The sequence below is a fragment of the Bordetella tumbae genome (assembly GCF_965139195.1).
In the GTDB taxonomy this organism is placed as follows: Bacteria; Pseudomonadota; Gammaproteobacteria; order Burkholderiales; family Burkholderiaceae_B; genus Bordetella_A; species Bordetella_A tumbae.
The window spans coordinates 17,070-40,910 of the sequence record NZ_CBCSJH010000012.1 but is presented as its reverse complement, the minus strand read 5'-3'; the positions used below and the strand labels follow the sequence as shown (position 1 = coordinate 40,910).

24 protein-coding genes are annotated in these 23,841 nt (G+C 60.3%); 6 read left to right on the top strand and 18 right to left on the bottom strand.

Going from position 1 to position 23,841, the window contains the following annotated elements:
• Positions 1–21 precede the first annotated feature (21 nt).
• From aroC to ACNA0J_RS14650, 3 genes are all read right to left on the bottom strand, one after another.
• A complete protein-coding gene (aroC, locus tag ACNA0J_RS14660; protein ID WP_415819615.1) occupies positions 22–1,080 on the bottom strand; it encodes a chorismate synthase in 1,059 nt (352 codons plus the stop codon).
• Positions 1,081–1,172: 92 nt separating this feature from the next.
• A complete protein-coding gene (locus ACNA0J_RS14655; protein ID WP_415819614.1) occupies positions 1,173–2,771 on the bottom strand; it encodes a protein adenylyltransferase SelO in 1,599 nt (532 codons plus the stop codon).
• Positions 2,772–2,925: 154 nt separating this feature from the next.
• Positions 2,926–3,276: DUF2069 domain-containing protein (locus ACNA0J_RS14650; RefSeq protein ID WP_415819613.1), on the bottom strand; the 351-nt coding region annotated here is incomplete at its 3' end.
• 126 nt (positions 3,277–3,402) lie between these two features.
• Between ACNA0J_RS14650 and ACNA0J_RS14645 the strand changes: the two genes are divergently transcribed.
• Positions 3,403–4,755 (top strand): YihY family inner membrane protein, encoded by a 1,353-nt coding sequence (locus tag ACNA0J_RS14645; RefSeq protein ID WP_415819612.1) that lies wholly within the window; start codon positions 3,403–3,405, stop codon positions 4,753–4,755.
• Positions 4,749–5,219 (top strand): CBS domain-containing protein, encoded by a 471-nt coding sequence (locus tag ACNA0J_RS14640; RefSeq protein WP_415819611.1) that lies wholly within the window; start codon positions 4,749–4,751, stop codon positions 5,217–5,219. The genes ACNA0J_RS14645 and ACNA0J_RS14640 overlap by 7 nt, the downstream gene beginning before the upstream one ends.
• Before the next feature lie 146 nt (positions 5,220–5,365).
• On the opposite strand, the gene dusA is transcribed toward ACNA0J_RS14640, so the two are convergent.
• A complete protein-coding gene (gene dusA / locus ACNA0J_RS14635) occupies positions 5,366–6,373 on the bottom strand; it encodes a tRNA dihydrouridine(20/20a) synthase DusA (protein ID WP_415819692.1) in 1,008 nt (335 codons plus the stop codon).
• 160 nt (positions 6,374–6,533) lie between these two features.
• Here dusA and ACNA0J_RS14630 point away from each other — a divergent pair, with 160 nt between their 5' ends.
• Positions 6,534–7,502 carry a homoserine kinase gene (locus ACNA0J_RS14630; RefSeq protein ID WP_415819610.1) on the top strand — a complete coding sequence of 323 codons (969 nt, stop codon included), beginning with the start codon at positions 6,534–6,536 and terminating at the stop codon, positions 7,500–7,502.
• Positions 7,503–7,557: 55 nt separating this feature from the next.
• The gene (locus tag ACNA0J_RS14625; RefSeq protein ID WP_415819609.1) at positions 7,558–8,373 is read left to right on the top strand and encodes a BPSS1780 family membrane protein; all 816 of its coding nucleotides are present in this window, start codon (positions 7,558–7,560) and stop codon (positions 8,371–8,373) included.
• Between the two features lie 50 nt (positions 8,374–8,423).
• Here the strand turns inward: ACNA0J_RS14625 and ACNA0J_RS14620 are convergent, their stop codons facing one another.
• From ACNA0J_RS14620 to ACNA0J_RS14565, 12 genes are all read right to left on the bottom strand, one after another.
• Positions 8,424–9,797, bottom strand: a complete 1,374-nt coding sequence (locus tag ACNA0J_RS14620; protein WP_415819608.1) for a replicative DNA helicase — start codon at positions 9,795–9,797, stop codon at positions 8,424–8,426.
• A gap of 172 nt (positions 9,798–9,969) precedes the next feature.
• Positions 9,970–10,809 (bottom strand): BUD32 family EKC/KEOPS complex subunit, encoded by an 840-nt coding sequence (locus ACNA0J_RS14615; RefSeq protein ID WP_415819607.1) that lies wholly within the window; start codon positions 10,807–10,809, stop codon positions 9,970–9,972.
• Between the two features lie 248 nt (positions 10,810–11,057).
• Entirely contained in the window at positions 11,058–11,513 is a 456-nt protein-coding gene (rplI, locus tag ACNA0J_RS14610; protein ID WP_415819606.1) for a 50S ribosomal protein L9, read from the bottom strand.
• A 14-nt stretch (positions 11,514–11,527) separates the two neighbouring features.
• Complete coding sequence (gene rpsR, locus ACNA0J_RS14605) at positions 11,528–11,800, bottom strand: 30S ribosomal protein S18 (protein WP_415819605.1); 273 nt, start codon at positions 11,798–11,800, stop codon at positions 11,528–11,530.
• A gap of 77 nt (positions 11,801–11,877) precedes the next feature.
• Positions 11,878–12,201: a primosomal replication protein N gene (gene priB / locus ACNA0J_RS14600; RefSeq protein WP_415806007.1), complete on the bottom strand. Its 324-nt coding sequence runs from the start codon at positions 12,199–12,201 to the stop codon at positions 11,878–11,880.
• A 36-nt stretch (positions 12,202–12,237) separates the two neighbouring features.
• Positions 12,238–12,615, bottom strand: coding sequence for a 30S ribosomal protein S6 (rpsF, locus tag ACNA0J_RS14595; RefSeq protein WP_094822015.1), 378 nt, complete (start codon positions 12,613–12,615; stop codon positions 12,238–12,240).
• Positions 12,616–12,841: 226 nt separating this feature from the next.
• Positions 12,842–13,525: a substrate-binding domain-containing protein gene (locus tag ACNA0J_RS14590; protein WP_415819604.1), complete on the bottom strand. Its 684-nt coding sequence runs from the start codon at positions 13,523–13,525 to the stop codon at positions 12,842–12,844.
• 7 nt (positions 13,526–13,532) lie between these two features.
• Positions 13,533–14,507 carry a DUF817 domain-containing protein gene (locus tag ACNA0J_RS14585; RefSeq protein ID WP_415819603.1) on the bottom strand — a complete coding sequence of 325 codons (975 nt, stop codon included), beginning with the start codon at positions 14,505–14,507 and terminating at the stop codon, positions 13,533–13,535.
• Between the two features lie 8 nt (positions 14,508–14,515).
• On the bottom strand, positions 14,516–15,310 hold the full coding sequence (gene folE2, locus ACNA0J_RS14580; RefSeq protein WP_094822016.1) for a GTP cyclohydrolase FolE2: 795 nt from the start codon (positions 15,308–15,310) through the stop codon (positions 14,516–14,518).
• Between the two features lie 215 nt (positions 15,311–15,525).
• Complete coding sequence (gene dxs, locus ACNA0J_RS14575) at positions 15,526–17,403, bottom strand: 1-deoxy-D-xylulose-5-phosphate synthase (protein ID WP_415819602.1); 1,878 nt, start codon at positions 17,401–17,403, stop codon at positions 15,526–15,528.
• Positions 17,404–17,410: 7 nt separating this feature from the next.
• Entirely contained in the window at positions 17,411–18,322 is a 912-nt protein-coding gene (locus tag ACNA0J_RS14570) for a polyprenyl synthetase family protein (RefSeq protein WP_415819601.1), read from the bottom strand.
• Positions 18,323–18,328: 6 nt separating this feature from the next.
• Positions 18,329–18,595 (bottom strand): exodeoxyribonuclease VII small subunit, encoded by a 267-nt coding sequence (locus ACNA0J_RS14565; RefSeq protein WP_254924127.1) that lies wholly within the window; start codon positions 18,593–18,595, stop codon positions 18,329–18,331.
• Between the two features lie 267 nt (positions 18,596–18,862).
• On the opposite strand from ACNA0J_RS14565, the gene ACNA0J_RS14560 reads away from it, so the two are divergent.
• The gene (locus tag ACNA0J_RS14560; RefSeq protein ID WP_415819600.1) at positions 18,863–19,921 is read left to right on the top strand and encodes an acyltransferase; all 1,059 of its coding nucleotides are present in this window, start codon (positions 18,863–18,865) and stop codon (positions 19,919–19,921) included.
• A gap of 205 nt (positions 19,922–20,126) precedes the next feature.
• Entirely contained in the window at positions 20,127–21,272 is a 1,146-nt protein-coding gene (locus tag ACNA0J_RS14555) for an aromatic ring-hydroxylating oxygenase subunit alpha (RefSeq protein WP_415819599.1), read from the top strand.
• Between the two features lie 432 nt (positions 21,273–21,704).
• On the opposite strand, the gene ACNA0J_RS14550 is transcribed toward ACNA0J_RS14555, so the two are convergent.
• Together ACNA0J_RS14550 and ACNA0J_RS14545 are read right to left on the bottom strand one after the other, a co-directional pair.
• On the bottom strand, positions 21,705–22,670 hold the full coding sequence (locus ACNA0J_RS14550; protein ID WP_415819598.1) for a bifunctional helix-turn-helix transcriptional regulator/GNAT family N-acetyltransferase: 966 nt from the start codon (positions 22,668–22,670) through the stop codon (positions 21,705–21,707).
• A gap of 289 nt (positions 22,671–22,959) precedes the next feature.
• Positions 22,960–23,835, bottom strand: coding sequence for an MOSC domain-containing protein (locus ACNA0J_RS14545; RefSeq protein ID WP_415819597.1), 876 nt, complete (start codon positions 23,833–23,835; stop codon positions 22,960–22,962).
• Between the last annotated feature and the right edge of the window lie 6 nt (positions 23,836–23,841).

Below are 23,841 nucleotides of genomic sequence, written 5' to 3'. Positions count from 1 at the left end.
TCTGCGGTCACGAAACGTGGTTTAACCGCACTGCGCCCGATGGCGCAAGGCGTGGTCCATCAAAACCAGTGCGAGCATGGCTTCGACAATCGGCGTGGCACGGATGCCGACGCATGGATCGTGGCGGCCCAGCGTTTGCACCATGATGGGTTCGCCCTCGCTATTGATCGAGTGGCGCTCGACGCGGATGCTCGAGGTCGGCTTGATCGCCAGAGATACCGTCACCGGTTGCCCGGTGGAAATCCCGCCCAGCACGCCGCCGGCGTTGTTCCCGATAAAACCTTCGGGCGTGATCTCGTCTCCGTGCTCGGAACCACGCTGCGTGACACAATCAAAACCCGCACCGATCGACACGCCCTTGACGGCATTCAGGCCCATCATGACGTGCGCGATATCGGCGTCAAGACGGTCGTACAGGGGCTCGCCCCAGCCGACCGGCACGTTTTCTGCGACGACCTCCACGCGTGCGCCTATCGAGTCCCCATCGCGGCGCAACTGATCCATATAGGCTTCGAGCTCGGGCACAACGCCGGCATTCGGCGCGTAAAAGGCATTATTGGGCACATCGTCCCAGGACACGAACGGAATGGGAATGGGCCCCAACTGGCTCATGTAGCCGCGCACCCGGATACCGTGCTGCTCGGCCAGCCATTTTTTGGCAATCGCCCCTGCCGCGACGGTAGGCGCGGTCAGACGCGCGGAGGAACGTCCGCCGCCACGCGGATCGCGCAGCCCGTATTTGCGGGTGTAGGTGAAATCTGCATGGCCGGGGCGGAAGGTATCCGCAATATTGGAATAGTCCTTGCTGCGCGCATCGACATTGCGAATCAGCAATGCGATGGGCGTGCCGGTCGTGACGCCCTGGTACACCCCGGACAGAATCTCGACCTGGTCGGCCTCCTGGCGCTGCGTCACGTGGCGCGAGGTGCCCGGGCGGCGGCGATCCAGTTCGGCCTGGATATCGGCAGCCTCCAGTGCCAGCCCCGGCGGGCAGCCATCCACCACACAGCCAATGGCAGGGCCATGGGATTCGCCAAAATTCGTGACGCAGAAAAGAGTACCGAGAGTATTGCCGGACATGGGACGTTAAGAAATCAGAAAAGCATTAGAAGGCAGGCCTGATTATGACATTGACGGGCGGCCGCCTGCGCAGGTGGATGCAAAAGAGGCGTTTATGACGAACAACTGACCTCGATCCCCCCCGCCCAATCCGGCGGCAGCCCGGCGTAGGCTTCGTAGCCGGCCCTCTCGGTATAGGGGTCGCGCAGCAACTGCAGCAGGGTATCAATTTCGCCGGCATCGCCGGTTTTCGCCGCGCGGATCGCCTGCTCGGCCAAGTGATTGCGCAGTACATACAGCGGATTGACGGCGTCCATGGCCTGGGCACGTGCCTGCGCAGCGATATCCGGCTGGCTCGCCCCGGCCGAGGGCGCAGCCTCAGTGGTTGAATCACGGGTTGCCTGCCTCGTTGAGCCGCCAGAGGCCTTGCCTTCATCAATGGGATCCTGCGCATGGCGCGCCGCCAAGCGCTCGTACCACGCGCGTGCCGCCTCACGGTCAATGAAGAGATCTTGAAACCCCTGCGTGCGGCCCCGCACGGCATCGGCCAGGCGGCGGAATGTCAGGGTGAAATCGGCCCGTTGATCGTGCATGAGCTTGAGCAGCGCATCCAGCAACGCCTCGTCATCTGCCTGCCAGCGATGGAGCCCGAGTTTCGCGGCCATCCGTTGGTGAAAAGCCTGGATAAAGATGGCCTCGTAGCCATCCAATACCCCGCGCAATGCTTCGACGTCGGCCACCAGGGTATGCAAGCTGCCCGCCAGACGATAGAGATTCCAGAGCGCCACCGAGGGTTGGCGGTTCCAGGAATAGCGGCCTTCGGTGTCTGAATGATTGCAGACGTGATCCAGCCTGAACGTGTCCATGAATCCGTACGGGCCATAATCCAGCGTCAGCCCCAAAATGGACATGTTGTCGGTGTTCATCACCCCGTGGCAAAAGCCGACGGCCTGCCAGTCCGCCATGAGCAATGCCGTGCGGCGGGTCACTTCGGTCAAGAGACGCAATATCGCGCCGTCGTTGCCCGGGGCACCACCCGTTTCGACGTCGCGGCATTGGGGATAAAACTTGTCAATGACATAGTCGGTCAACACCTGCAACTCGTCCGGCTGGCGGCGCGAGGACCAGTGCTCAAACGATCCGAATCGCACAAAACTGGGAGACATGCGGGTGACAATCGCCGCCGTTTCCATCGTTTCGCGTCTGACGGGATCATCGGAAACGACCAGGGCCAAGGCGCGCGTGGTCGGGATCCCCAAGCCATGCATAGCCTCGCTGGCCAGATACTCGCGCACGGACGAGCGCAGCACCGCCCGGCCGTCGCCCATGCGGGAATACGGCGTCATCCCGGCGCCTTTCAGCTGTAATTCCCAATTGCCATGCGGACCCACCACTTCGCCCAACAGATGCGCACGGCCATCACCCAATTGCCCGGCCCACACGCCGAATTGATGACCGCTGTATACGGCCGCCAGCGTGGCCCCGCCCGGCAAGGGCTGCTGGCCTGAACAGACGCGCAGAAACGTCTCGGATTGCAGGGCCTCGGGCGACAGGCCGATCAGCTCAGCAGCCTGCTCGTTAGCATGCAACAGCCTGGGGGCGGTCAGCGGCTGCGCCGCCAGCCGCGTGTAAAACGCAGGCGGCAGCGCGGCAAAGGAATTGTCCACCCGTAAGGCGTCCAGTTGATGCAGCAAGGTCGGTGAATCGGTCATAGTGGAAAATGAATCTTCAGAAATCGCGGAGGCTGCCGTGGTATCTCGGCCCGTGGACAGAGATCCAGACGCTGAACGGGATCAAGTATGGCCCGCCAGGCGACGCGTGGATCCCGGCCGGTACGTCATCGCGGCACGCCGGCACGCGCCCGGNCGCGCGCTTGGCAGGCCGTACATACAGGATAGCAGCGATGAAAAACACCAGCGACAGCGCAATTTCCAGGCCTGCCAGCGCAGCCGACATCGGCGCGGGGTCGGACATGGCGCGCACGACGCCCTCCATCAAATACAGCAATGCCAGCATCGAGGCCCACTGATAGGTGTAGAGATTGCCCCGCAACACGCCGCGCAGCGGAAAGGCCAACGGCAACGCCTTGAGAAACAGCCACGAACCACCCGGCCGGATCGGCGCCAGCACGGTTTCCCACGCCACGCACAAGACGATCAGGGCCAACAAGGCTGCCGACGCCAGACGCCGCAGATTGGGATTCAATTCAACGTTCATCAGTGGTCTCGAGAAGTCACGTCCCGGCTCAATACTGTGTGAAGCCGTCTACACCTGCCCCAAGCATCCCGGCATGCAGGCCTGGAGATGCCATGAAGGAAGCGCCCAAACTGCTATTATCGCCCGATGAGCCCCTCTGCCGAGCCCGCTACCGCTGCGCCGGAGCCGCCCCCAGTCACGCGCACGCGTACCTCCTGGATCACGCGCGTCGGTCGGGTGTTCCGTTTTGCCGCCCAACGGGCTGACGAGGAACGGCTGCTGCAGGTGGCATCCAGCCTGACTTTCACCACAGTTTTGGGGCTCGTCCCCATGTTGGCAGTGGTGCTGTCGCTGTTCACGGCTTTTCCGGTGTTCCAGGATTTTCGGCTTGCGCTCGAGGATTTTCTCACGCACAGCCTGATGCCGCCGGCCGTGTCCGACAACATCATGAATTACCTGAACCAGTTCGCCCGCCAGGCTACGCGGCTCACCGCGATTGGCGGCGCCTTTCTGGTGGTCACGTCGATCTTGCTCATCATGACCATCGACAAGACCTTTAACGATATCTGGCATGTGACGCGCCAACGCCCTATTCCGCAGCGCGCGCTGGTGTATTGGGCCGTCGTGACACTAGGACCGGTGGTGGCGGGCGCCAGCCTCTGGGCGACCTCTTTTGTGGCTCGCGAATCCATGGGGCTGGTGCGCGATGTGCCGGAGATCCTGAGCCTGATCATTTCGTTTGTCCCCGTCATCCTCACTGGGCTGGGTTTTGCGGCGTTGTTCGTGGTGGTGCCCAATCGCCAGGTGTTTTGGCGCGATGCAATGGCAGGCGGCTTCGGGACGGCGATTGTGCTCGAGCTCATGAAAGCCGCGTTTGCATACTATCTGACACGTTTTCCAACATACACCGTGATTTACGGCGCGTTTGCCACGCTGCCGATTTTCCTGCTGTGGATTTATCTATCGTGGTTGGCGGTACTGTTTGGCGCGACCGTTGCGGCCAGTGTGCCGCTGATCCGCCTGGGGCGCTGGGAAATCAACCGCAGTCCCGGTGCGCCCTACATCGACGCCATGGCCGTCCTGCGCTCGCTGCATGCCGCCCAGGGACGCCGGCCCGCCGGCCGCAGCACCAGTTCCTTGGCCAAACGCCTGCATCTGCACCACGACGAGTTGAATGCCGTCCTGGAAAAACTGGAACAATTGGACATCATCGCCCGCACGTCAGAACAACGCTGGATACTGGCCTGCGATCCGCGCAAGATCCCGCTGTCGCCAGTTGTTGATCATTTTCTGCTCGATCGGCAACAGCCCAGGCTGCAAGACGATCCGCACATTTTGGACGTCGCAGCGGCCGCCCTGGGCAGACAGGACACCCCCACACTGGAAGAACTCTCTCAGCTGGCGCACAATACGCCTATGGACGCGGCTGCGCCCGCGCCGCCGCATGCGGGCCAGAATACAAAATCGGGGCAACAGTCCCCAGGAGAAGCATCATGTTGAAAGTCAGTGAAATCCTACGAGTAAAGGGTGATACGCTTTATACGGCCTCGCCCGATATGCCCGTATCCCTGGCCGTCCAGACGATGAGCGAACAGGACATCGGCTCGCTGGTCATCATGGAGTCCGGCATGTTGACGGGCATGCTGACCTTTCGCGAAATCATCCGCCACTTGCATGACCACACGGACGGTGAATGGGGCAAGACCACCATCCGCGCCATCATGGACGACGCGCCGGTCAGCGTGACCCCCAACACCAGCGCCGACGAGGTGCAGCGCCTGATGCTGGAAAAGCATGCTCGCTACATTCCCGTCATGGACGGCCCCATGCTGATGGGGGTGATCTCGTTCTACGACATGGCCCAGGCCATCGTGGCTGCGCAGCAATTTGAAAACAATATGCTCAAGGCCTATATCCGCGATTGGCCCGTGGATGGCAACAACGCCTCCGCAGAACCCTCCTGAGCGGCGCCATGAGGTCCGTACAGGCAACGTACGGACCTCATGGCTGTCATCAAATTGATTACAGACAGCCCCCGCGACTGACGCAGTCAGTCTGTATGCGCCTGACGCTGTGAGCGGATTACGCGATCTGCAGCGGGTCTATCGGCCTAGCCGGCCGGCATCTCAGCGGCGGCCGGCACGTGCGAGGGGCTCTGCAGACTGCGCCACGCTTCGTAAATCAACCCTGGCTCGTTCCCTGCCAGACGCGCCGGATCGGACAACATGCGCCGCCAACGCCGCGCCCCCGACTGGCCATTGACCAGTCCCAACATAGGACGCGTCATCACACGCAGCGGCACCCCACGGCTCACCTGCTCCGCCGCGTAGCGCACCATGGCGTCGACGACCTGCGCGTCCGTGGGCAGACGGCCCGAGGGCCATAATTGCAGCGACACCTCCGACAACACGCGCGGCGTGTGCCAGGCGGCACGCCCCAACATCACGCCATCGAACTCATGCGCCGCAGCCACCGATTGATCCGCATCTGCCAAACCGCCATTGAGCACAAAAATACTGTCGGGAAAATCTGCCTTAAGCTGCTTTGCGACGTCATAGCGCAGCGGAGGGATCTCGCGATTGTCTTTGGGCGACAGGCCCTTTAATACGGCATTGCGCGCGTGCACGACAAATACCCGGCAACCGGTGTCGTGAATCATGCCCACGAAATCCCGCACAAAGGCATAAGACTCGTCGTAATCGAGACCGAGACGATGCTTTACCGTCACCGGAATATCGACCGCATCCTGCATCGCCTTGATGCAATCGGCAACCAGGGCGGGCTCGGCCATCAGACACGCCCCGAACGCGCCGCGTTGCACGCGCTCCGATGGGCAGCCGCAATTCAGGTTGATCTCGTCGTATCCCCATTGGCGCCCCAGCCGTGCCGCCTGCGCCAGCGCGTCAGGCTCACTGCCGCCGAGCTGCAGCGCCACAGGATGTTCGGCCTCGTCGAAATCCAGATGACGCTCCACATTGCCGTGCATCAGCGCACCGGTAGTGATCATCTCGGTATAGAGACGAGCGCGCGGCGCCAGCAGCCGGTGAAAATAACGGCAATGCCGGTCTGTCACATCGATCATGGGGGCGACACAGAGCCGCCAGTCAGAGGGGTTCAACATTACGTAACGCACAAGAGGAATGCCGTATTTTACGGCGTTCGCGAGAATCAGCCGCGTTGCCCGGCGGCTGGTCTGGCGCGTAGACTAAAATTGTCGCGCCGCTCCAGGCAGAGCCCCGTCAGGGCCCTGCCCCATGTCCACCCTTACTCGCTGATCCATGGCCGTTTTTACCTCTGTTTCCGATAACGACGCCCGCGCCCTGCTGGCGCATTTTGATCTAGGTGACCTGGTGTCGCTGCGCGGCATTACCGCCGGCATCGAAAACACCAATTATTTTCTGGTCACGACGCGTGGCGAGTATGTGTTGACGATATTCGAGGTACTGACCCAGACCCAGCTGCCCTTTTATATCGAGCTGATGCACCATTTGGCGTCGCGCGGTGTGCCGGTGCCGCAGCCTCAGACCCTGCGTGACGGCAGCCGCCTGACCACGCTGCATGGCAAACCGTGTTCCATCGTCACGCGCCTGCCCGGCGGCTATGAGCCCGCGCCGAGTGCGGCCCATTGTGCCTTGACCGGCGCCACCCTGGCTCGCGCGCATCTGGCCGCCCAGGACTTTCCCCTGCAGCAGCCCAATTTGCGCGGCCTGGCCTGGTGGACTGAGACCGCCCCGAAAGTCCTGCCGTTTCTGGATCCGGCCCAAACTCAGTTGCTGACCCAGGAATTGTCGGCTCAGCAACAGGCGGCCCAGAGCCCCGCATGGCAGAGCTTGCCCGCCGGGCCAGCCCATTGCGACCTGTTTCGCGACAATGTCTTGTTTGCGGGCACGTTTGACAGCCCGCTCATGGGCGGTTTTATCGATTTTTACTTTGCAGGCTGCGACACTTGGCTGTTCGACGTCGCCGTCAGCGTCAATGACTGGTGTATCGAGCGCGAGACGGGCATTTTCATCCCTGAGCTTGTACAAGCATGGCTGCAGGCTTATGCCGACGTACGCCCCTTCACCGACGCCGAACGGCAGGCCTGGCCGACCATGCTGCGCGCCGCCGCACTGCGTTTCTGGCTATCGCGCCTGTATGACTACTATCTGCCGCGCCCGGCCCAGACACTGAAGCCGCACGATCCGCGCCATTTCGAACGAGTGTTGCAAGCGCGCCACCGCGAAGCGCTGCCCGCCTTGCCCTAAACGAGCAGGCCCGCATAATAGAATGTAACGTGCCATCTAACGCTAATCGAGACTTATGCAAGCAGCATCCTTACCCGCATCCTATGGCTGGCAATGGGTACGAGACGGCCTGAAGCTGTTCATGAAACAACCGCTCGCGGTCTTTACCTGGGCATTGGCTATCAGTCTGCTGGTGATGTTTGCCAGTTTTACCCCGCCAGTGGGCCCATTGCTCTTTGTCGCGCTGATGCCTGTCGTGACCTTGATGACCTTGTCTGCCTGCAAGCATATCGAGGCGGGCCGCGTCATGCTGCCCTCGATGTGGCCGCAGCCGCTGATGCGGCCAGGCGTGTTTAAAAAACTGCTGATCATGGGCGCGTTGTATGCGGGGCTCAGCATTACAGCGGGCCTAGCCACATTTCTGCCCTTTTCCGCCGAGTTGACCGAAGGGCTGCGCATCGCCTCGATCGAGCAGAATTTGACGCCCTTTCTCAGCGCCATGACGATCCCGTTGACGCTGTTCGGTATCTTGTACATCATCATTGCGGCGCTGTTCTGGCACGCACCTGCGCTGGTGGCGTGGCACGGCTTGCGCTTGGGTCAGGCGCTGTTCTTTTCCGGCGTGGCGTGCTGGCGCAATAAATGGCCGTTCGTGGTGTACGGCATTACCTGGATCCTGGCATTCCTGCTCATCGATCTGTGTGCGGGAATCCTGGTCAGTATCGGGCTGTCCCCGCAGGTAGCCAGCACACTGCAAATTCCCTTCAATATTGCGGCGGGCGGCGTGCTGTACTGCAGCTTTTATCCCGTCTATACGTCGGTATTCGGGATTGAAGACACCCATGCCCATCCCGACCATCAATCGAACGACAGGCCTCAGTCGGAACCGTGAGATAAAGAGCGGCGACGCAGGCACCTGCTGCCGCTCTCGTGGCACTCGGCTTAGTAGCTCTGCGCGCCAGTGAAGTTCAAGAAGCGCGTGCTCGATCCCTGGAAGGTCAAGCGGACAGTACCGATCGGGCCGTTACGCTGCTTGCCGATGATGATCTCGGCCGTGCCTTTATCGGGCGAGTCGGGGTTGTAAACCTCATCGCGATAAATGAACAAAATCAAGTCGGCATCCTGTTCGATGGCGCCCGATTCACGCAAGTCACTCATCACGGGACGCTTGTTGGGACGCTGTTCCAGACTGCGGTTCAACTGCGACAGCGCAATCAAGGGGCAACCCAGTTCTTTTGCCAGGCCTTTAAGCGAACGGCTGATCTCTGAAATTTCGGTCGCACGGTTTTCCCCGCCGCCATTGCCTGCCATCAGCTGCATATAGTCAATGATGATGAGGCCCAGTTGCCCGCACTGGCGCGCCAAGCGGCGCGCACGGGCTCGGACTTCCATGGCGCTGAGTGCGGGAGTCTCGTCGATATAGACCTGGGCGTCCTGCATCAACTGCACGGCGTGTGTCACGCGCGGCCAGTCGTCTGCGACCAATTTCCCGGTCCGCATGCGATGCTGATCGAGCATCCCGACCGACCCCAGCATACGCATCGCCAACTGCACCGCACCCATTTCCATCGAGAACACCGCGACCGGCAGCCCCTGCTCGATCGCCACGTGCTCGCCGATGTTCATCGAAAACGAGGTTTTACCCATCGACGGGCGCCCCGCAACAATCACCAAATCGCCAGGCTGCAGGCCCGAGGTCATCTTGTCCAGGTCGGCAAAGCCCGTCGGCACCCCCGTGACGTCAGAATCTGCGTCGCGGTGATAGAGCTCATCGATACGCTCCACGACCTGGGTCAGCAGCGGCTGGATTTCCTGGAACCCGGCGGAGCCTTTTTCGCCCTCCTGGGCGATCTTGAAGACCTTGGATTCGGCCTCGTCCAGCAATTGGCGGGCTTCTTTGCCTTGTGGGTTGAACGCCGCGGCGGAAATCTCGTCAGCGATGGACACCAGCTTGCGCAACATGGAGCGCTCGCGCACGATCTCCGCATAGCGGCGGATGTTGGCCGCCGACGGCGTGTTGTGGGCCAGAGCATTCAAATAGGCCAGGCCGCCGGTGTCCTCGGCCTTGCCCGCACTGACCAGGGACTCGTTGACCGTAATCACGTCGGCAGGCCGCGCCAAGCCGATCAGGCGCGCAACGTGATGCCAAATCAGACGATGATCATGCCGATAGAAATCCTGTTCATCCAGCACATCGGCGATGCGATCCCAGGTGGTGTTATCCAGCAACAATCCACCCAAGACCGACTGCTCGGCCTCGATCGAATGTGGCGGGACGCGTAGATAATCTAGTTGGGGATCGGCAGGAGTATTCATAAGCAAGACAAGAATGCGGGGCGGCGACACATCGCGGGCAGGCGACTGATCCTCGGTATCTCAACACTCAATAGGATCGACTGCCCTGAGGCGGCGGCGAAAGACAGTGTCAATAATAAGTCACTTACGACTGGATTTCTCGCGAGAAATCACGTAGTCGCCAGCGGTACGGCTAGAACAGGGTATGCAGCGTATCCGCCACCTGAAAAAAACCCCGGATATCGCGCCCGGGCAGGCGTCCCGCCACAGGGCGCAGCATGGCCGCGCTGCCACAAATCACGCGCGCCAAGCGTTTTAAACGGGCACGGACCTCTGGAGCAGGATAGGCCTCAAAGTACGCAGCAAGCATCATTTTGCCAAGCCCTACGGGGTCTGCATCGTCCAGTTTGCGCAACCCCAGCAGAGACGACAATAATTGGTACAGATCATAGGCCTGGGCGAGCGGCAACGACAATGCGTTGCCCGTGTTTTCCTCGAAGTCGATGCGCCACATCAGGCCATCGCGCAATGTGACGTTACGAATCTGGGCTCCACCATGGCAGTGCCCCTGGGCATGAAACTGAGCCAGATCGATGGCCAGATCGCGCACCCATTGCATGCGCTGTTCGGGGCCTGCATGCCGGATCAAATTGGCGAAATCCTCGCCGACATGCTCCAGCACCAGCAACCCGGGGGCCTCCATCCACACGTCGGGGACGCGGCACCCAGCCTGGGACAACTGACGAAGGCGTTCGGCCTCGTAAGCCAGGCCATTACGCAACAAAACATTGGGGCTGGGAAACTCGCCCAGAAACACTTTGCAGCCCACTGCCAGGCCCAACGCCCGCAAATAGCGCAGACCGTAGCTCAGGCCCTGCATCACACTCGCCCGGCGGCGCTTTACTACGCACGCCACACCATCGATCTCGATTTCACGCACAGAGGGCTCGCGTGCAGCGTCGACGCTGTCCAGCCAGGCCTGCAGGCCTGCGGGTGCTTGGTGATGAGGGGACGTCGCAGATTGGTTAGGCAAAGGTCGGCTCGGAGGAACTCAGATAAATGAACACCGGCCGCGACGGATATGCCAATGCGTATACGCCATCGCGGAACAGGTCGAAAGAGATGGGACGGACATGAGATCGAGTGATCGATCAGCTGAAACCATAGGCTACCATTCTCAAGCAAAACAATATCAAGAGCCCCTACGCCGCGCCGGCCTCCGGCCCGGCAACAAAAAAGCCGGCACGGCCGGCTTTTTTGCAGGTGTGAACTGAGTGGTGCTTAGGAGATGTCGCCTTCGACCAGCACGTTCACGTCCACCAACACATCCGCGTGCAGCGCGACTTGGATGGGGTATTCGCCGACGGCCTTCAACGGACCGTTGGGCAGGCGGACTTGAGCCTTTTCGACGGCGTCAAAGCCGGCTTTCTTCAGGCCTTCGGCCACGTCGCCGTTGGTCACGGAACCGAACAAGCGACCGTCAACGCCGGCCTTTTGTTGGATCTTGAGTTGGTAGCCGTTCAGGCGGGCACCCAGTGCCTCGGCAGCAGCCAGCTTTTCAGCCTGGATTTTTTCCAGTTCGGCGCGGCGGGCTTCGAATTCCTTCAGGGCGGCGTCGGTAGCACGACGAGCCTTTTTCTGAGGGATCAGGAAGTTACGGGCGTAACCATCGCGCACGCGGACGACTTCGCCCAGGTTGCCGAGGTTGACGACTTTTTCGAGCAGGATAACTTGCATTTCAGTGCCCCGGATTAGTTGTGGTTGTCGGTGTAAGGCAACAGGGCCAGGAAGCGCGCACGCTTGATGGCGCTGTCCAGTTGGCGCTGGTAGTGAGCCTTGGTGCCGGTCAAACGAGCCGGGATGATCTTGCCGTTTTCTTGCACGAAGTCGCGCAGGGTGTCCAGATCTTTGTAATCGATCTCGTCGACGCCAGCAGCGGTGAAGCGGCAGAACTTACGACGCTTGAACAGCGGGTTCTGCTGCGTGAATTTACGTTTTTCTTTGCGTTTTCCGAAGAAAGCCATGATGTGCCTCTTAGTCTAGCTGGGCCAGGTTTTGTTTAGCCTTGCCCAAAATCTGATGTCTGAATCCGATGTTTCTGTTATGCCACCAACGGGTCATGCCCTGCACTGCCACCGACTTTACGGACCTGCTGCATATGCAGCTTGACCTTTACCGAGTCTTTGCGAGCAGCGGCCAGAAAGCCCTGTATCAGCAACTCGGTCCCCAGAGGGGTGCCGGCCAGCAGTTGTGCCAGATCGCCCAAGGCCACAGCGGTGATCGTGAGCTCGACGCGGCGCGGATGGCCTGCTTCGATGACTTCCGATTCGTGGGCCAGCAGCATTTCCAGCGCTGGCACGCCGGCGGGAGTGTGGCGCAAAGGCTCGCATTCGAGAACGCGGGCGCTGAGTTCCAGGGTATTCATCCGCCAGATCGTGGTGAAAAAACAGTATCGTCGGGTTTATTGAGCCTGAGCGGGAGCCGCAGCTTCGGCGCTGGCCTTGCGGGCCTCTTCACGCTCGACCGATTTCATCATGATCGAGGGCGTGGTCTGGGCTTTCTTGGTCTTGATGACCAGGTGGCGCAGAACAGCGTCGTTGTAGCGGAACGAGTGCTCGAGCTCATCCAGCGTGGCTTGGCCGCACTCGATGTTGATGCAGACGTAATGGGCCTTGACGAGCTTTTGAATGGGGTAAGCCAGTTGGCGACGACCCCAGTCTTCCAGGCGATGCACGGTGCCGCCTTGGCCGGTAACCAGCGCTTGGTAGCGCTCGACCATGGCGGGCACTTGCTCGCTTTGGTCCGGATGGACAATGAACACTACTTCGTAGTGACGCATAGGTAAAACTCCTTGAGGATGTCTCGGCAGAATGCGGCTGCTTTAAGCACTCAATTAAGCACACCATTCCCTGCCAAGTGGCAGCCCGCCGCCCAAAAAACATGGGCAATCGAGCAAGAAAGCCTTTGATTATTGCCGATTTTTTGCTTTGAAGCAATATGTAGCCGCCAAACCCCTACGGCATCGGGCAACGCCAGACTCATACCGAAACGAGACAAATCCGGCCCTATTTTTCGGCAGGCATCATGCCATGGCGCATTTTTTCCGCTACGGCTGCCGGGGAATTGACGAAATCGAGGAACTGCTTGACCACCTGCGACTTGCCCGAGGCAGTCATTGTCCCGGCCGAAAATACGGTCGTGGTCTGAATCGCTGCTGGCAACGGCCCCAGAATGGTGATGCCCTTTACGTGGAGCAGTTCGCTCAGTTGCTGAAAGCCGAGTTCGGCCTCGCCTTTGGCCACCAAGGCGCCCACCGGCACACCGGGAGGAGCTGGTACGACCCGAGGCTGAATATCAGCCGCTATCCCCCAACGCTCGAACAGTTTGGCCAGGTACACGCCGCTCGGCCCCGTGGAATAGCCCAACGTTCTAGCCTCGAGCACAGCTCTTTTGACGTCGTCTTCGGTGCTGATGCTTATTGAGGGGGCGCCCTCGCGCACGGCAATCGCCACTCCGGATTGCATCAGATCCACACGACTGCCGGCGCGGATCTGGCCGGACTGAATCAACGCATCGATGGCAGTGGACGCCAAAATCACGACATCGAATTTCTCGCCCGCGGCGACCCGTCTGGCCGCATCAACGCCACCGACCGACTCCAGGTCGATGCTGATTCCAGTCTGCGTCTCGAACTGTGCCGCCAGATCGCTGAGCACCTGTCGCGTCGCCATGGAGGAGATAACGTGCACGTTGAGATTATCCTGTGCCGCCACCGCGGCTATAGCCCGCAGGCCGGTTCACCACACTGACCATGACGTAGCTGATTATCATCAGGAGAAACCAGGATCCCAGCTTCGCCGGCGACACCCAATCCCAGCCATGCTGTTGATTGGGATAGCTCCAGGCCCGCGCAAAGGTGCCGATATTTTCGGCAAACCAGATAAACAGCGCCACCAGCACGAAACCCAATAGCAAAGGCATGCGCCGATGCACTCGCCAGATGCGGTAATACACCCAGGTGCGCGCAAACAGCACACCCGTCAACACGAACAGGACGACACGCAGATCAACGATGTAATGGTGCGTGAAAAAATTGGCGTAGATCAGCACCGACAACAGCAGCGTAGCGGCCAGCGGCGGGTGAGAAGTGAACTGGAAATCAAACAGGCGCCAGACCCGCGCCAGATAACTGCCCACTGCCGCGTACATAAAGCCGGTAAAGAGCGGTACCCCGCCCACACGCAGGACGCTGTCCTCTGGATAGACCCAGGATCCGACCGAGGTCTTGAACAGCTCCATGATGGTGCCGACCACATGGAACATCAGAATCACTCGAGCCTCAGCCCAGGTTTCCATGCGCAGCATCAACAAGGCGGCCTGAATGCCCAGGGCCGCCAAGGTCAGAAAATCGTAGCGCGCCAGCGCGGCATCGGGCGGATACCACCAATGCGTCGCCAGAAGCAAAGCGCACATCAGCCCGCCAAATAGGCAGGCCCAGGCTTGCTTGATGCCAAAGCGGAAAAATTCGTAGGACGCCGTACGTACCCGGCTGTGGCCAGCCCAGCGCTCGGCCAATCCGGTTTCCCAGCCTTCCAGCCGCGCGATCAGCGGCCAGTCGCGAGCAGCAGGATCGGCCGCACCAGGCTCGGGGTGCGCGGCTGCGGCCGAGCCCGTGGGGGGCCGGCCAATAGCCGGCGACGGGCCCGAGCCAGAAGCGGACGAGCCGCTCATTCGCGCACTTAGCCCTCTACGACGGCGTAAGCGGAATGGTTGTGAATGGATTCGAAGTTCTCGGCCTCGACGCGGTAGCGTGCCACGCCGGGATAGGCTGCCACGCGTGCGGCCACGTCACGCACCAGGTCTTCGACAAATTTGGGATTGTCGTAGGCGCGCTCGGTGACGTATTTCTCGTCGGGCCGCTTGAGCAGACCCCACAACTCGCAGGAGCCTTCGTCTTCGACCAGACGGATGATGCGATCCATCGCGACGTCGCCGTTCAACACGGCCGATACCGTCACGTGCGAGCGCTGATTGTGCGCGCCGTATTCGGAAATCGCCTTGGAACACGGGCACAGGCTGGTGACGGGGACCTGCACAACCAATTCGAACTCGACTTGATCGCCAGCGGCGCGCGCAATCCACTGCACCTCGTAATCGAGCAGGCTTTGCACGCCCGATACAGGAGCGGATTTGTTGATGAAATACGGGAAAGCCGCCGTAATGTCGCCACGCTCGGCGTGCAACAAGGGCAACATGTCGCGCGCCATCTCGGAAAACAGCGCCGGCGTCATCGGCACGGTGCGGTATTTTTCCAACAATGCCACGAAACGCGACATATGCGTGCCCTTTTCCTCGGCGGGCAGAGCCACCGTCAGGGTCCAGTTGGCCACCGTAGGCTGCGGACCGTCAGCCGCCGCCACCAACATGGGATGACGCACGCCACGGATGCCTACGCGCTGAATCGGGATGTGCCGCGTATCAGCCGAGCTCTGGACATCGGGCATCACGAGGGCGGAATCGATCGGAGAATTCATAGGGTTACCTGTCAGGGCACAAAAAGAAAAATCCATTGCCCTGAAATATGTCAAGGGGGCCATTATTACCGAAAACATGGCGTTAGGGCCGGGAAAACCCTCTTGCCAGTAGGTTGGCCCGCCCGACTGGCAACCCCGGAGTTTACGCCGAAGCGCTGGATCAGCGCCACGGTATAGGTGGCCAAGCGGCCGTCCGGAGGCTATGACTGCGCGGGTTACGACGCAGCAGCAGCGGCGTCTTGCTGCACAAAACGGACACGGATGGCGTGCTCGATACCCGCTGCATCCAAGCCGACGCCCGCCAGCAAGGCCGCCTGATCGCCGTGATCAATGAACTGATCTGGCAAGCCCAACTGCAATACCGGCATCTGCACGCCCTCTTGATTGAGCAACTCAGTCACCGCACTGCCCGCCCCGCCCATGATGGCGGCTTCTTCGAGTGTCACCAAGGCATCGTGGCGCGCTGCCAGATCGAGGATCAATTCGCGATCGATGGGCTTGACGAAACGCATGTCTGCCACTGTCGCATCGAGCGACTCTGCTGCGGTCAGCGCGGCGTGTAACAGCGTGCCGAACGCCAGAATGGCGATGCCCTTGCCCTCGCGCCGGATCACGCCCTTGCCCACCGGCACCGTGTCCAGGCTGGAGGTAATCTCGGCACCGCACCCAGCCCCGCGGGGATAGCGCACCGATGCGGGACCAGGATATGCATAGCAGGTCGACAGCAACAGTCGCGCCTCGTTTTCGTCCGAAGGCGTCGCGACCACCATATTGGGAACGCAACGCAGATAGGCAATATCGTAATTGCCGGCATGCGTCGCCCCGTCAGCCCCGACCAGGCCCGCGCGATCCAGCGCAAAGGTCACATCCAGATTCTGCAGCGCCACGTCATGCACGAGCTGATCGTAGCCGCGTTGCAAAAAGGTCGAGTAAATCGCCACCACAGGCTTTTGGCCCTCACAGGCCAAGCCTGCGCCAAACGTCACAGCATGCTGCTCGGCAATGCCCACGTCGAAATAACGGCGCGGAAAACGTTTCTCGAACTCGACCAGGCCACTGCCCTCGCGCATCGCAGGCGTGATGCCCACCAGGCGTTCGTCTTTCTCGGCCATGTCGCAGAGCCACTGCCCGAACACCTGAGTGAAGGTCTTGCGCGACGAAGGCTTGCCCTGCTGGATACCGACCGTCGGATCGAATTTTCCGGGGCCGTGATACAGCACCGGATCGGCTTCGGCCAGCTTGTACCCCTGCCCCTTGCGCGTGACCACGTGCACGAACTGCAAGCCTTGCAACGCCTTGAGGTTTTGCAAAGTCGGAATCAGGGCGTCCAGATCGTGGCCGTCAATAGGGCCGACATAGTTGAAGCCGAATTCTTCGAACAACGTCGCCGGCGTGACCATGCCCTTGGCATGCCCCTCGAAGCGGCGCGCCAACTCGAGCACGGGCGGCACATGTTGCAGCACTGCACGTCCGACGTTCTTGGCCGTCGCATAAAAGCGCCCGGACATCAAACGCGCCAGATAGCGATTCAATGCGCCCACCGGCGGCGAGATCGACATATCGTTGTCGTTGAGCACCACCAGCAAATTGATATCGGGCGTAACACCGGCGTTGTTCATCGCCTCAAAGGCCATCCCCGCCGACATCGCCCCATCACCAATCACGGCGATATGCTGGCGCTGGATGCCGGCGTTGCGCGACGCGACGGCCATGCCCAACGCAGCCGAAATCGAGGTGGACGAGTGCGCCGTGCCAAACGCGTCGTATTCGGACTCGCTGCGTTTGGGAAACCCGGAAATGCCGCCTGCCTGGCGCAAATGCGCCATGCCGGCGCGCCGGCCCGTCAGGATTTTGTGCGGATAAGACTGATGGCCCACGTCCCACACGATGCGATCATGCGGCGTATCAAAAACGCGATGCAGCGCCAGTGTCAGCTCGATAGTACCCAGGTTCGACGACAAATGGCCGCCCGTCTTGGATACCGATTCCAGTACAAAGCCGCGCAGCTCTTGCGCCAGAATCTTGAGCTCACGGCGATCTAGTTGGCGCAGGTCCGCCGGGGTGTGGATACGGTCCAGTATTTCTGTCGTCATGCTCGGTTCAGCGATCTCTGAGTACGATGTAGTCGGCCAGACGGCCCAACATCGAGGCGGAATCCCCTAGCGGGACCAATGCCGCATGGGCCGCAACGCGCAGCTCTTCGGCCAGCGCACGCGCGTCATCCAGTCCCAATAAAGAAACATAAGTGGGCTTGTTGCCCGCGGCGTCTTTGCCCGCGGTCTTGCCCAGGCTGGCAGTATCGGCAGTCACATCGAGAATATCATCGACCACCTGAAACGCCAGCCCAATGGCGTGGGCGTAGTCATCGAGCGCCTCGCGCGCAGCGGAACTGGCGCCGGCCACAATGCCACCCAATGCCACGCTACACGCCAGCATAGCGCCGGTTTTCATCGTATGCATAGTTTGCAGCTCGTCACGTGACAGCGAGCGGCCCACACTATCCAGGTCGATAGCCTGCCCGCCTGCCATTCCCAGACTGCCGGAAGCCTGGGCCAGCGCGCGCGTAGCCTGCACGACCAGGGCAGGCGCGATAGGCATTTCGGCCAACAGCTCAAACGCCAGAGGCTGCAGGGCGTCACCAGCCAGCATGGCCGTGGCCTCGTCAAACTGCACATGCGTCGTAGGACGGCCGCGGCGCAACACGTCGTCGTCCATGCAGGGCAAATCGTCGTGGATCAAAGAATAAGCATGAATGAGCTCGACCGCCGCAGCAGCGCGATCCATCGAGGCCTGTACGGCGACGGTACTGCCATTGACCGGACATGCCTTGCCTGCCGCATAGACGAGCGCTGCGCGCACCCGCTTGCCACCGCCCAGTACGGCATAGCGCATGGCCGCATGCAAACGTGCCGGTTGCATGTCTGCCGCTGGCAGACAGTCGTCCAGTACGGTTTCAATATGCTGTGCGCGGCTCTGCAGCCAGTCCGCGAACGCAAGATGTTGTTGAGTCATTCGGTTTTATTCTTCGTCCAGCGCATGGGGATCCAGCGGCCGCAGCAGCCCGTCCTCGAGGACTTTGACCTGCTGCTCCGCCTGCGCCAGGCGCTCTTGGCAAATACGGGTAAGCTCGACGCCGCGGCGATAGGCCGCCAACGATTGCTCTAGCGGCAACGATCCTCCCTCCATCGTGGCGACCAGCGTTTCGAGTTCGGCCAACGCCGTCTCGAAATCCTGAGGCAAAGGACGGTCGTCTTGAGGAGTATCGGTGTGCGAGGAAGTGGCCAAACGGGGCTCCGAGCGCAAAAAGAGTCATTAATTTCTGAATTGTACGAGATCGCGAACCCCGGCCGTTTGTACAGAGACGTGTGAAATAAATAAAGTGTCTATGTCGCCCTTTCGGCTTGCCGTTCGTACCAGGCGCCCTTTTCCATCCTGAGACGCTTTGTAAAAAATCACGCCAGCAAACGCCATGCCCGGGCCCTTATTTGCATTTGCATGCCACGGTTAACGGCTGGAAACACTGCCCCCCGGCGGCGCTGCTATGGTGAGAGCATGCCGCAACGTTTGAACGCTTCCTCCCCTTCCGCCGGGCCGGCCCTTTCCCTCTCTCCTCTTAACGACCGCCTGGACCGGCTTGATGCCGCACGCTGGCTGGCCGCGTTGGCCGTCGTATTGCTACATTGTGCCGCGCAGGCGGTATCGGATGCGCAGGCCTATGGCAGCAAAGATTGGCTCGCGGCCAATCTCTACGACTCGGCGGTGCGTTGGTGCGTACCGGTCTTTGTCATGATCAGCGGCGCGCTGCTGCTCAATCGCGACAGGCCCCTGGATGCCCGGCAGTTTTATGCGCGGCGCGCCGCGCGCATTTGCGCCCCCCTGATTTTCTGGACTTTGTTTTATCTGGCGTGGCGCAGCGTGCTGGACTGGTGGGACGACGGCCGCATCGATTTTTCGTTCTGGCCGCGCAAGATCGCGGAAGGCGCCCCCTATTACCACCTCTGGTATCTCTACATGATCGTCGGGTTGTATCTTTTTACCCCGATGATCCGGGCGCTCTACCATCGCAGCCAGCCTGCCGCGCGACGCCTCTGGGTGGTCGGGATTCTGGGCGTAGCGATTCTGGATGCTCTATATCGTCAGGCATTGGATGCCGGCCAAGGCTTTTTCCTGACGTGGTTCCTGCCCTACCTGGGCTATTTTGTCGCCGGCCGCATGATCTACGACGCAGAATTGCGTATTCCCCGCCCCGGCTTGATGCTGATACTGAGTGTCCTGGCCACGGCGTGGGGAGTCTTTACGCTGTCGGAGTCAGGCAAACTGAATCTGTATTTCTACGACTATTTCAGCATTACCGTGCCGTTCATGTCCCTGGCGGCTTTCCAATGGATCATGGACACTCCCCGGTTGCCGCCGCTTTCGACCTTGGCTCCGCTGACGTTCGGGGTCTATCTGATCCACCCCTTATTTCTGGACCTGGTAGACCGCACCGGTCCGGCCATCATGCCAAACGCCGCCTGGAGTTTGCCCGTGCAAACCGTCACCGTATTCGGCCTGTCGGCTGCGAGCTGCTGGCTGTTGCGCCGTCACCCCGCCACGCGGAAACTGGTGTGACAAAGTGATTTATGACACATTTTTGACGTAACCCCCTCTAATTTTTGTCATTTTTTTCTGAGTTGATTCGCATTTCGGTGTCGTTTTTACCCCCCGGACTTCCTGAATAGGGTAAACTCCAACGTTTGATCGGCCGGACCGATTTTTCTTCGCGCCAGAACGGAAACCCTGCCGTCCTGGCTTTTTTATCCGAGCGGAGGGAATCATGACCGACATTGGTCGGATGGCGCATGTTGTGCCGGCTCGCACCCAGCTACCCGTCAACGCTTATTTTGACGAAGCCCGCTTCAAGCGCGAGCAAGAACTCATTTTTAACCAGTCCTCTTTATACGTCGGCAACCAGAAATTGGTACCCGAGGTCGGCGACTGGCGTACGTTGCCCCAAGAAAACGGAGGGCGCGTGCTGGTTCGCAACCAGCAAAGCGTTGAACTCATCTCAAATGTCTGCCGTCACCGTCAGGCATTGATGCTCGGCGGCGAGGCCGGAAATGTTGCAGGCAACTGCAACACGCAAGGCAACCTGAAATCCACAGGCGGCAATATTGTCTGCCCCCTGCACCGTTGGACGTACAACAACCAAGGCGAGTTGTTGGGCGCGCCTCAGTTCGAGCAAACGCCCTGCATGAATTTGCAGAAGTACCGTTTGCGCGATTGCCATGGCCTGCTCTTCGAGGGTCCGCGGGATCCGGCGTCGGATATGGCGCCGCTGTTTTCGCGCCCCGAATTCGACTTTGGCGATTATGTGCTGGACCATGTCGAGATCCACCAGTGCAATTACAACTGGAAGACCTTTATCGAGGTCTATCTCGAGGATTATCACGTCGGACCGTTCCATCCTGGTTTGGGCCGCTTTGTGACGTGCGACGATCTGACGTGGGAATTCAACGACTGGTACAGCCTGCAGAAAGTCGGCGTACACAATGCGTTGGCGCAGCCCGGCTCGGACGTCTACAAGCAATGGCACGATCGCTTGCTGTCATTCCGCGAGGGCGATGCGCCGGATTTCGGCGCGGTGTGGGTGACGTATTTCCCGACGCACATGATCGAGCTGTACCCGCACGTGTTGGTACTGTCGACGTTGTATCCCAAGAGCCCGCAGGAAACCGTGAACGTGGTGGAGTTCTACTACCCTGAGGAGATCGCGGCTTTCGAGCGCGAGTTCGTCGAGGCGCAACGGGCGGCTTATATGGAAACGGCGGTCGAGGATGACGAGATTGCCGAACGCATGGATGCAGGGCGCAAGGCGTTGATGCTGCGTGGGGTTAATGAGACTGGGCCTTATCAATCGCCGATGGAAGATGGCATGCAGCATTTCCATGAGTGGTATCGGCGGGTGATGCAGGAAGGGTGAGCTTTCTTGCGGTGGGTCGTTATCGCGTTCTTGTTTGCAGAGGGCATCTCGATTGAGGTGCCCTTTGTTTTTGGATCGTTGTTAGATGGTAATCACTGGAGGCGTCGGTTTTAGTGTTTTTAGATCGTTGACTAACAACGGTGATCGCTATTGAGACGTCCCTGCCGGGGGCCGGGAAGCTGCACCGGGCCTATCGCACGGACTCGGCCCATGACCAGGGGCCTCGGTCCGCTACGCGGACTAAATCCGCGCTCAACGGCCCGGTGCAGCTTCCCGGCCCCCGACAGGGACTCGCAGTAGTGGCATGCGTCGAGGTGATGGAACTCGCCGTGGCGGCATTCATTGAAGCAGCGGGACTCATCGCTGCATGCGGTGGCGTGTTTGATGGCAGCGACCGATGTGGAGTGTGCGGTGGGGCTGGCCTAAGAATGGTTAAGGGTGGGCGCGGTCAAAGCGTTGTTCGGTCACGGTTGTTCCCCATTGGCTGCCCTCGGACTCTTGTGTCAATTGGAATCCGAATGACTCGTACAAGTGGCGGGCGGCGTCCAAGCCTTTGAATGTCCAGAGATAGGTGTGTTGAAAGCGCTCGTCTACGAATTGCATGGCGCGGGCCAATAATTGCCGGCCAACGCCTGTACCACGCAGCGAGTCATCAACGATGAACCAACGCAAGTGGGCGGTACCCGTGTCCAGGTCGCCGTCGATAGCCAACGATGCCAATACCCGGCCATGTTCGCGATATAGCCATAAAGCTTTCCCGTCGGCGGGCAAGGCTGCCGCAAAGCTGGCCAGTTCTGTTGCCACCTTTTTTTCGAAGAACGCGCCAAAGCCCCAATGATCTGCGTAAAAGCGCGCGTGCAGACTGGCGATGTCGCCTATGCATCCGGGCTGGTAGCCCTCTTGAATGGAAAGCATAGCCGGCTCCGCTGTATCGGGAGCGTCTGTGTTGTTCGACAAGGCATCGGCGTACAACGCCATGGTGCGCAAGAGCGTCTCTTGGTCCTCAGGCACAATGCGGCGCAGAGCGGTAGATACCTGTTTGGTCCCAAACTGATCGATACGCTCTCGCAAACGCTGCCCGTCGTCCGTCAGATATAGCGCCGACGAACGGCCATCGTCATCCGCAGTCACGCGTCTGATAAAGCCCCCACCCTCCAGTTTGGCAAGCTGCCGGCTAGTGTTGGACTTGTCCAGCCGCAACAGCTTGCCCAGATCCTTGGCATTGATGCCGGGCGACGCTCCGATTTCAATCACCGCATGCACCGCCGATGGCGCCAGATCGGTACCGGCCAGTGTAGTCCGCATGAACCCTAGTTCACGAACCAGTTTCCGAGAAAAGTCCCGCAACGCCAAAATGGTCGCATCACGTGACCGAGTAGAAGTATGGCCAATATCCATGGAATCTCACCTAGTTGCGCAACACAACCAATATAGTTGCGCAACGCAATAATGGCAAGCCAAATAAATTTGGCGCCTCCCCTAACCATGACATCGTGAGACTTCGCGAGCCGGAGGCATCGGCCCGTTGAACGCGGGGCAGTCCTCGCAGGGGACCTCGGCCCCTGCTAATGGGCCGAGCCCGCGTGATAGGGCCGGCGCCGCCTTGCCGCCGATGCCTCCGGCGCTTCAAGAACCCGAATCCATGCAGGCAGCAGCCCCCTTTCCTACATCAGCAACCCACGGTCACTCACGCGAAATCAAGCTCGATTTCCACCTCATCACCCACGCTCAATCGCCCGCTCTCCGGCACACTCACAATCGCATTCTGGCCAAAGACAACGCCGATTTCTAATTGGCGATACGTCGCCAACGTATGTCCAGGCTCGTCATAGCGCTCGCCTGTCAGTTGATCAATATTGGGCATAGGGCAACGGGTGCACGGTTTGACCAGGGCCAGGCGCACATCACCGATCGACACCAGAGCGGTGAGATCCTCGTCAAAGGCCTCCCATTCGCCCTCAATGACGATATTGGGCCGGAATCGATCCATAGGCACAGGAGACTGACCTTTGGCAATCAACCGGGCATTCAGATCATCGAGCGAAGCCTGATTGGCGATCAAGAGAGGAAAGCCGTCCGCGAATCCGAACACGTGATCGCCAGCAAAGTCCTCGGCAAACTCGGGGTGAGCCTCTCGCCAGCGATCGACCCAGTCGACCTTGGCAGGCCGTTGCGCTTGCACATCGACCTTGACGAGTACGCAGCTCAGGCCGAGCGCCTGACTGAGCCACGCGGCCGCGGCGGGGCTCTCCTCGCGGGCAAGGACGGTGTCTTTCCAGACGACCACATTGCGCACAGTGTCACGCAATTGCGAACCGTCGAGCGGAATTTGCAGGATGGGCTGACCGGGCGCCTGCAGCTCGAGATGAGTGTCAGTGAGAGCCGGCCGGATGCGCGCCATCGCAGGCCACTGGCGCTGCGTCATGAACTGACCCTCGGCAGTCAGGATCATCCAACGGCGATCACCGAGCAGGCCTGCGCGATCGATGGACGACGTCGATAAATCAATAGCGGCACAAGATTTAATGGGATAGATATGCAGGCTGAGTATGCGAGCAGTCATGAGGGA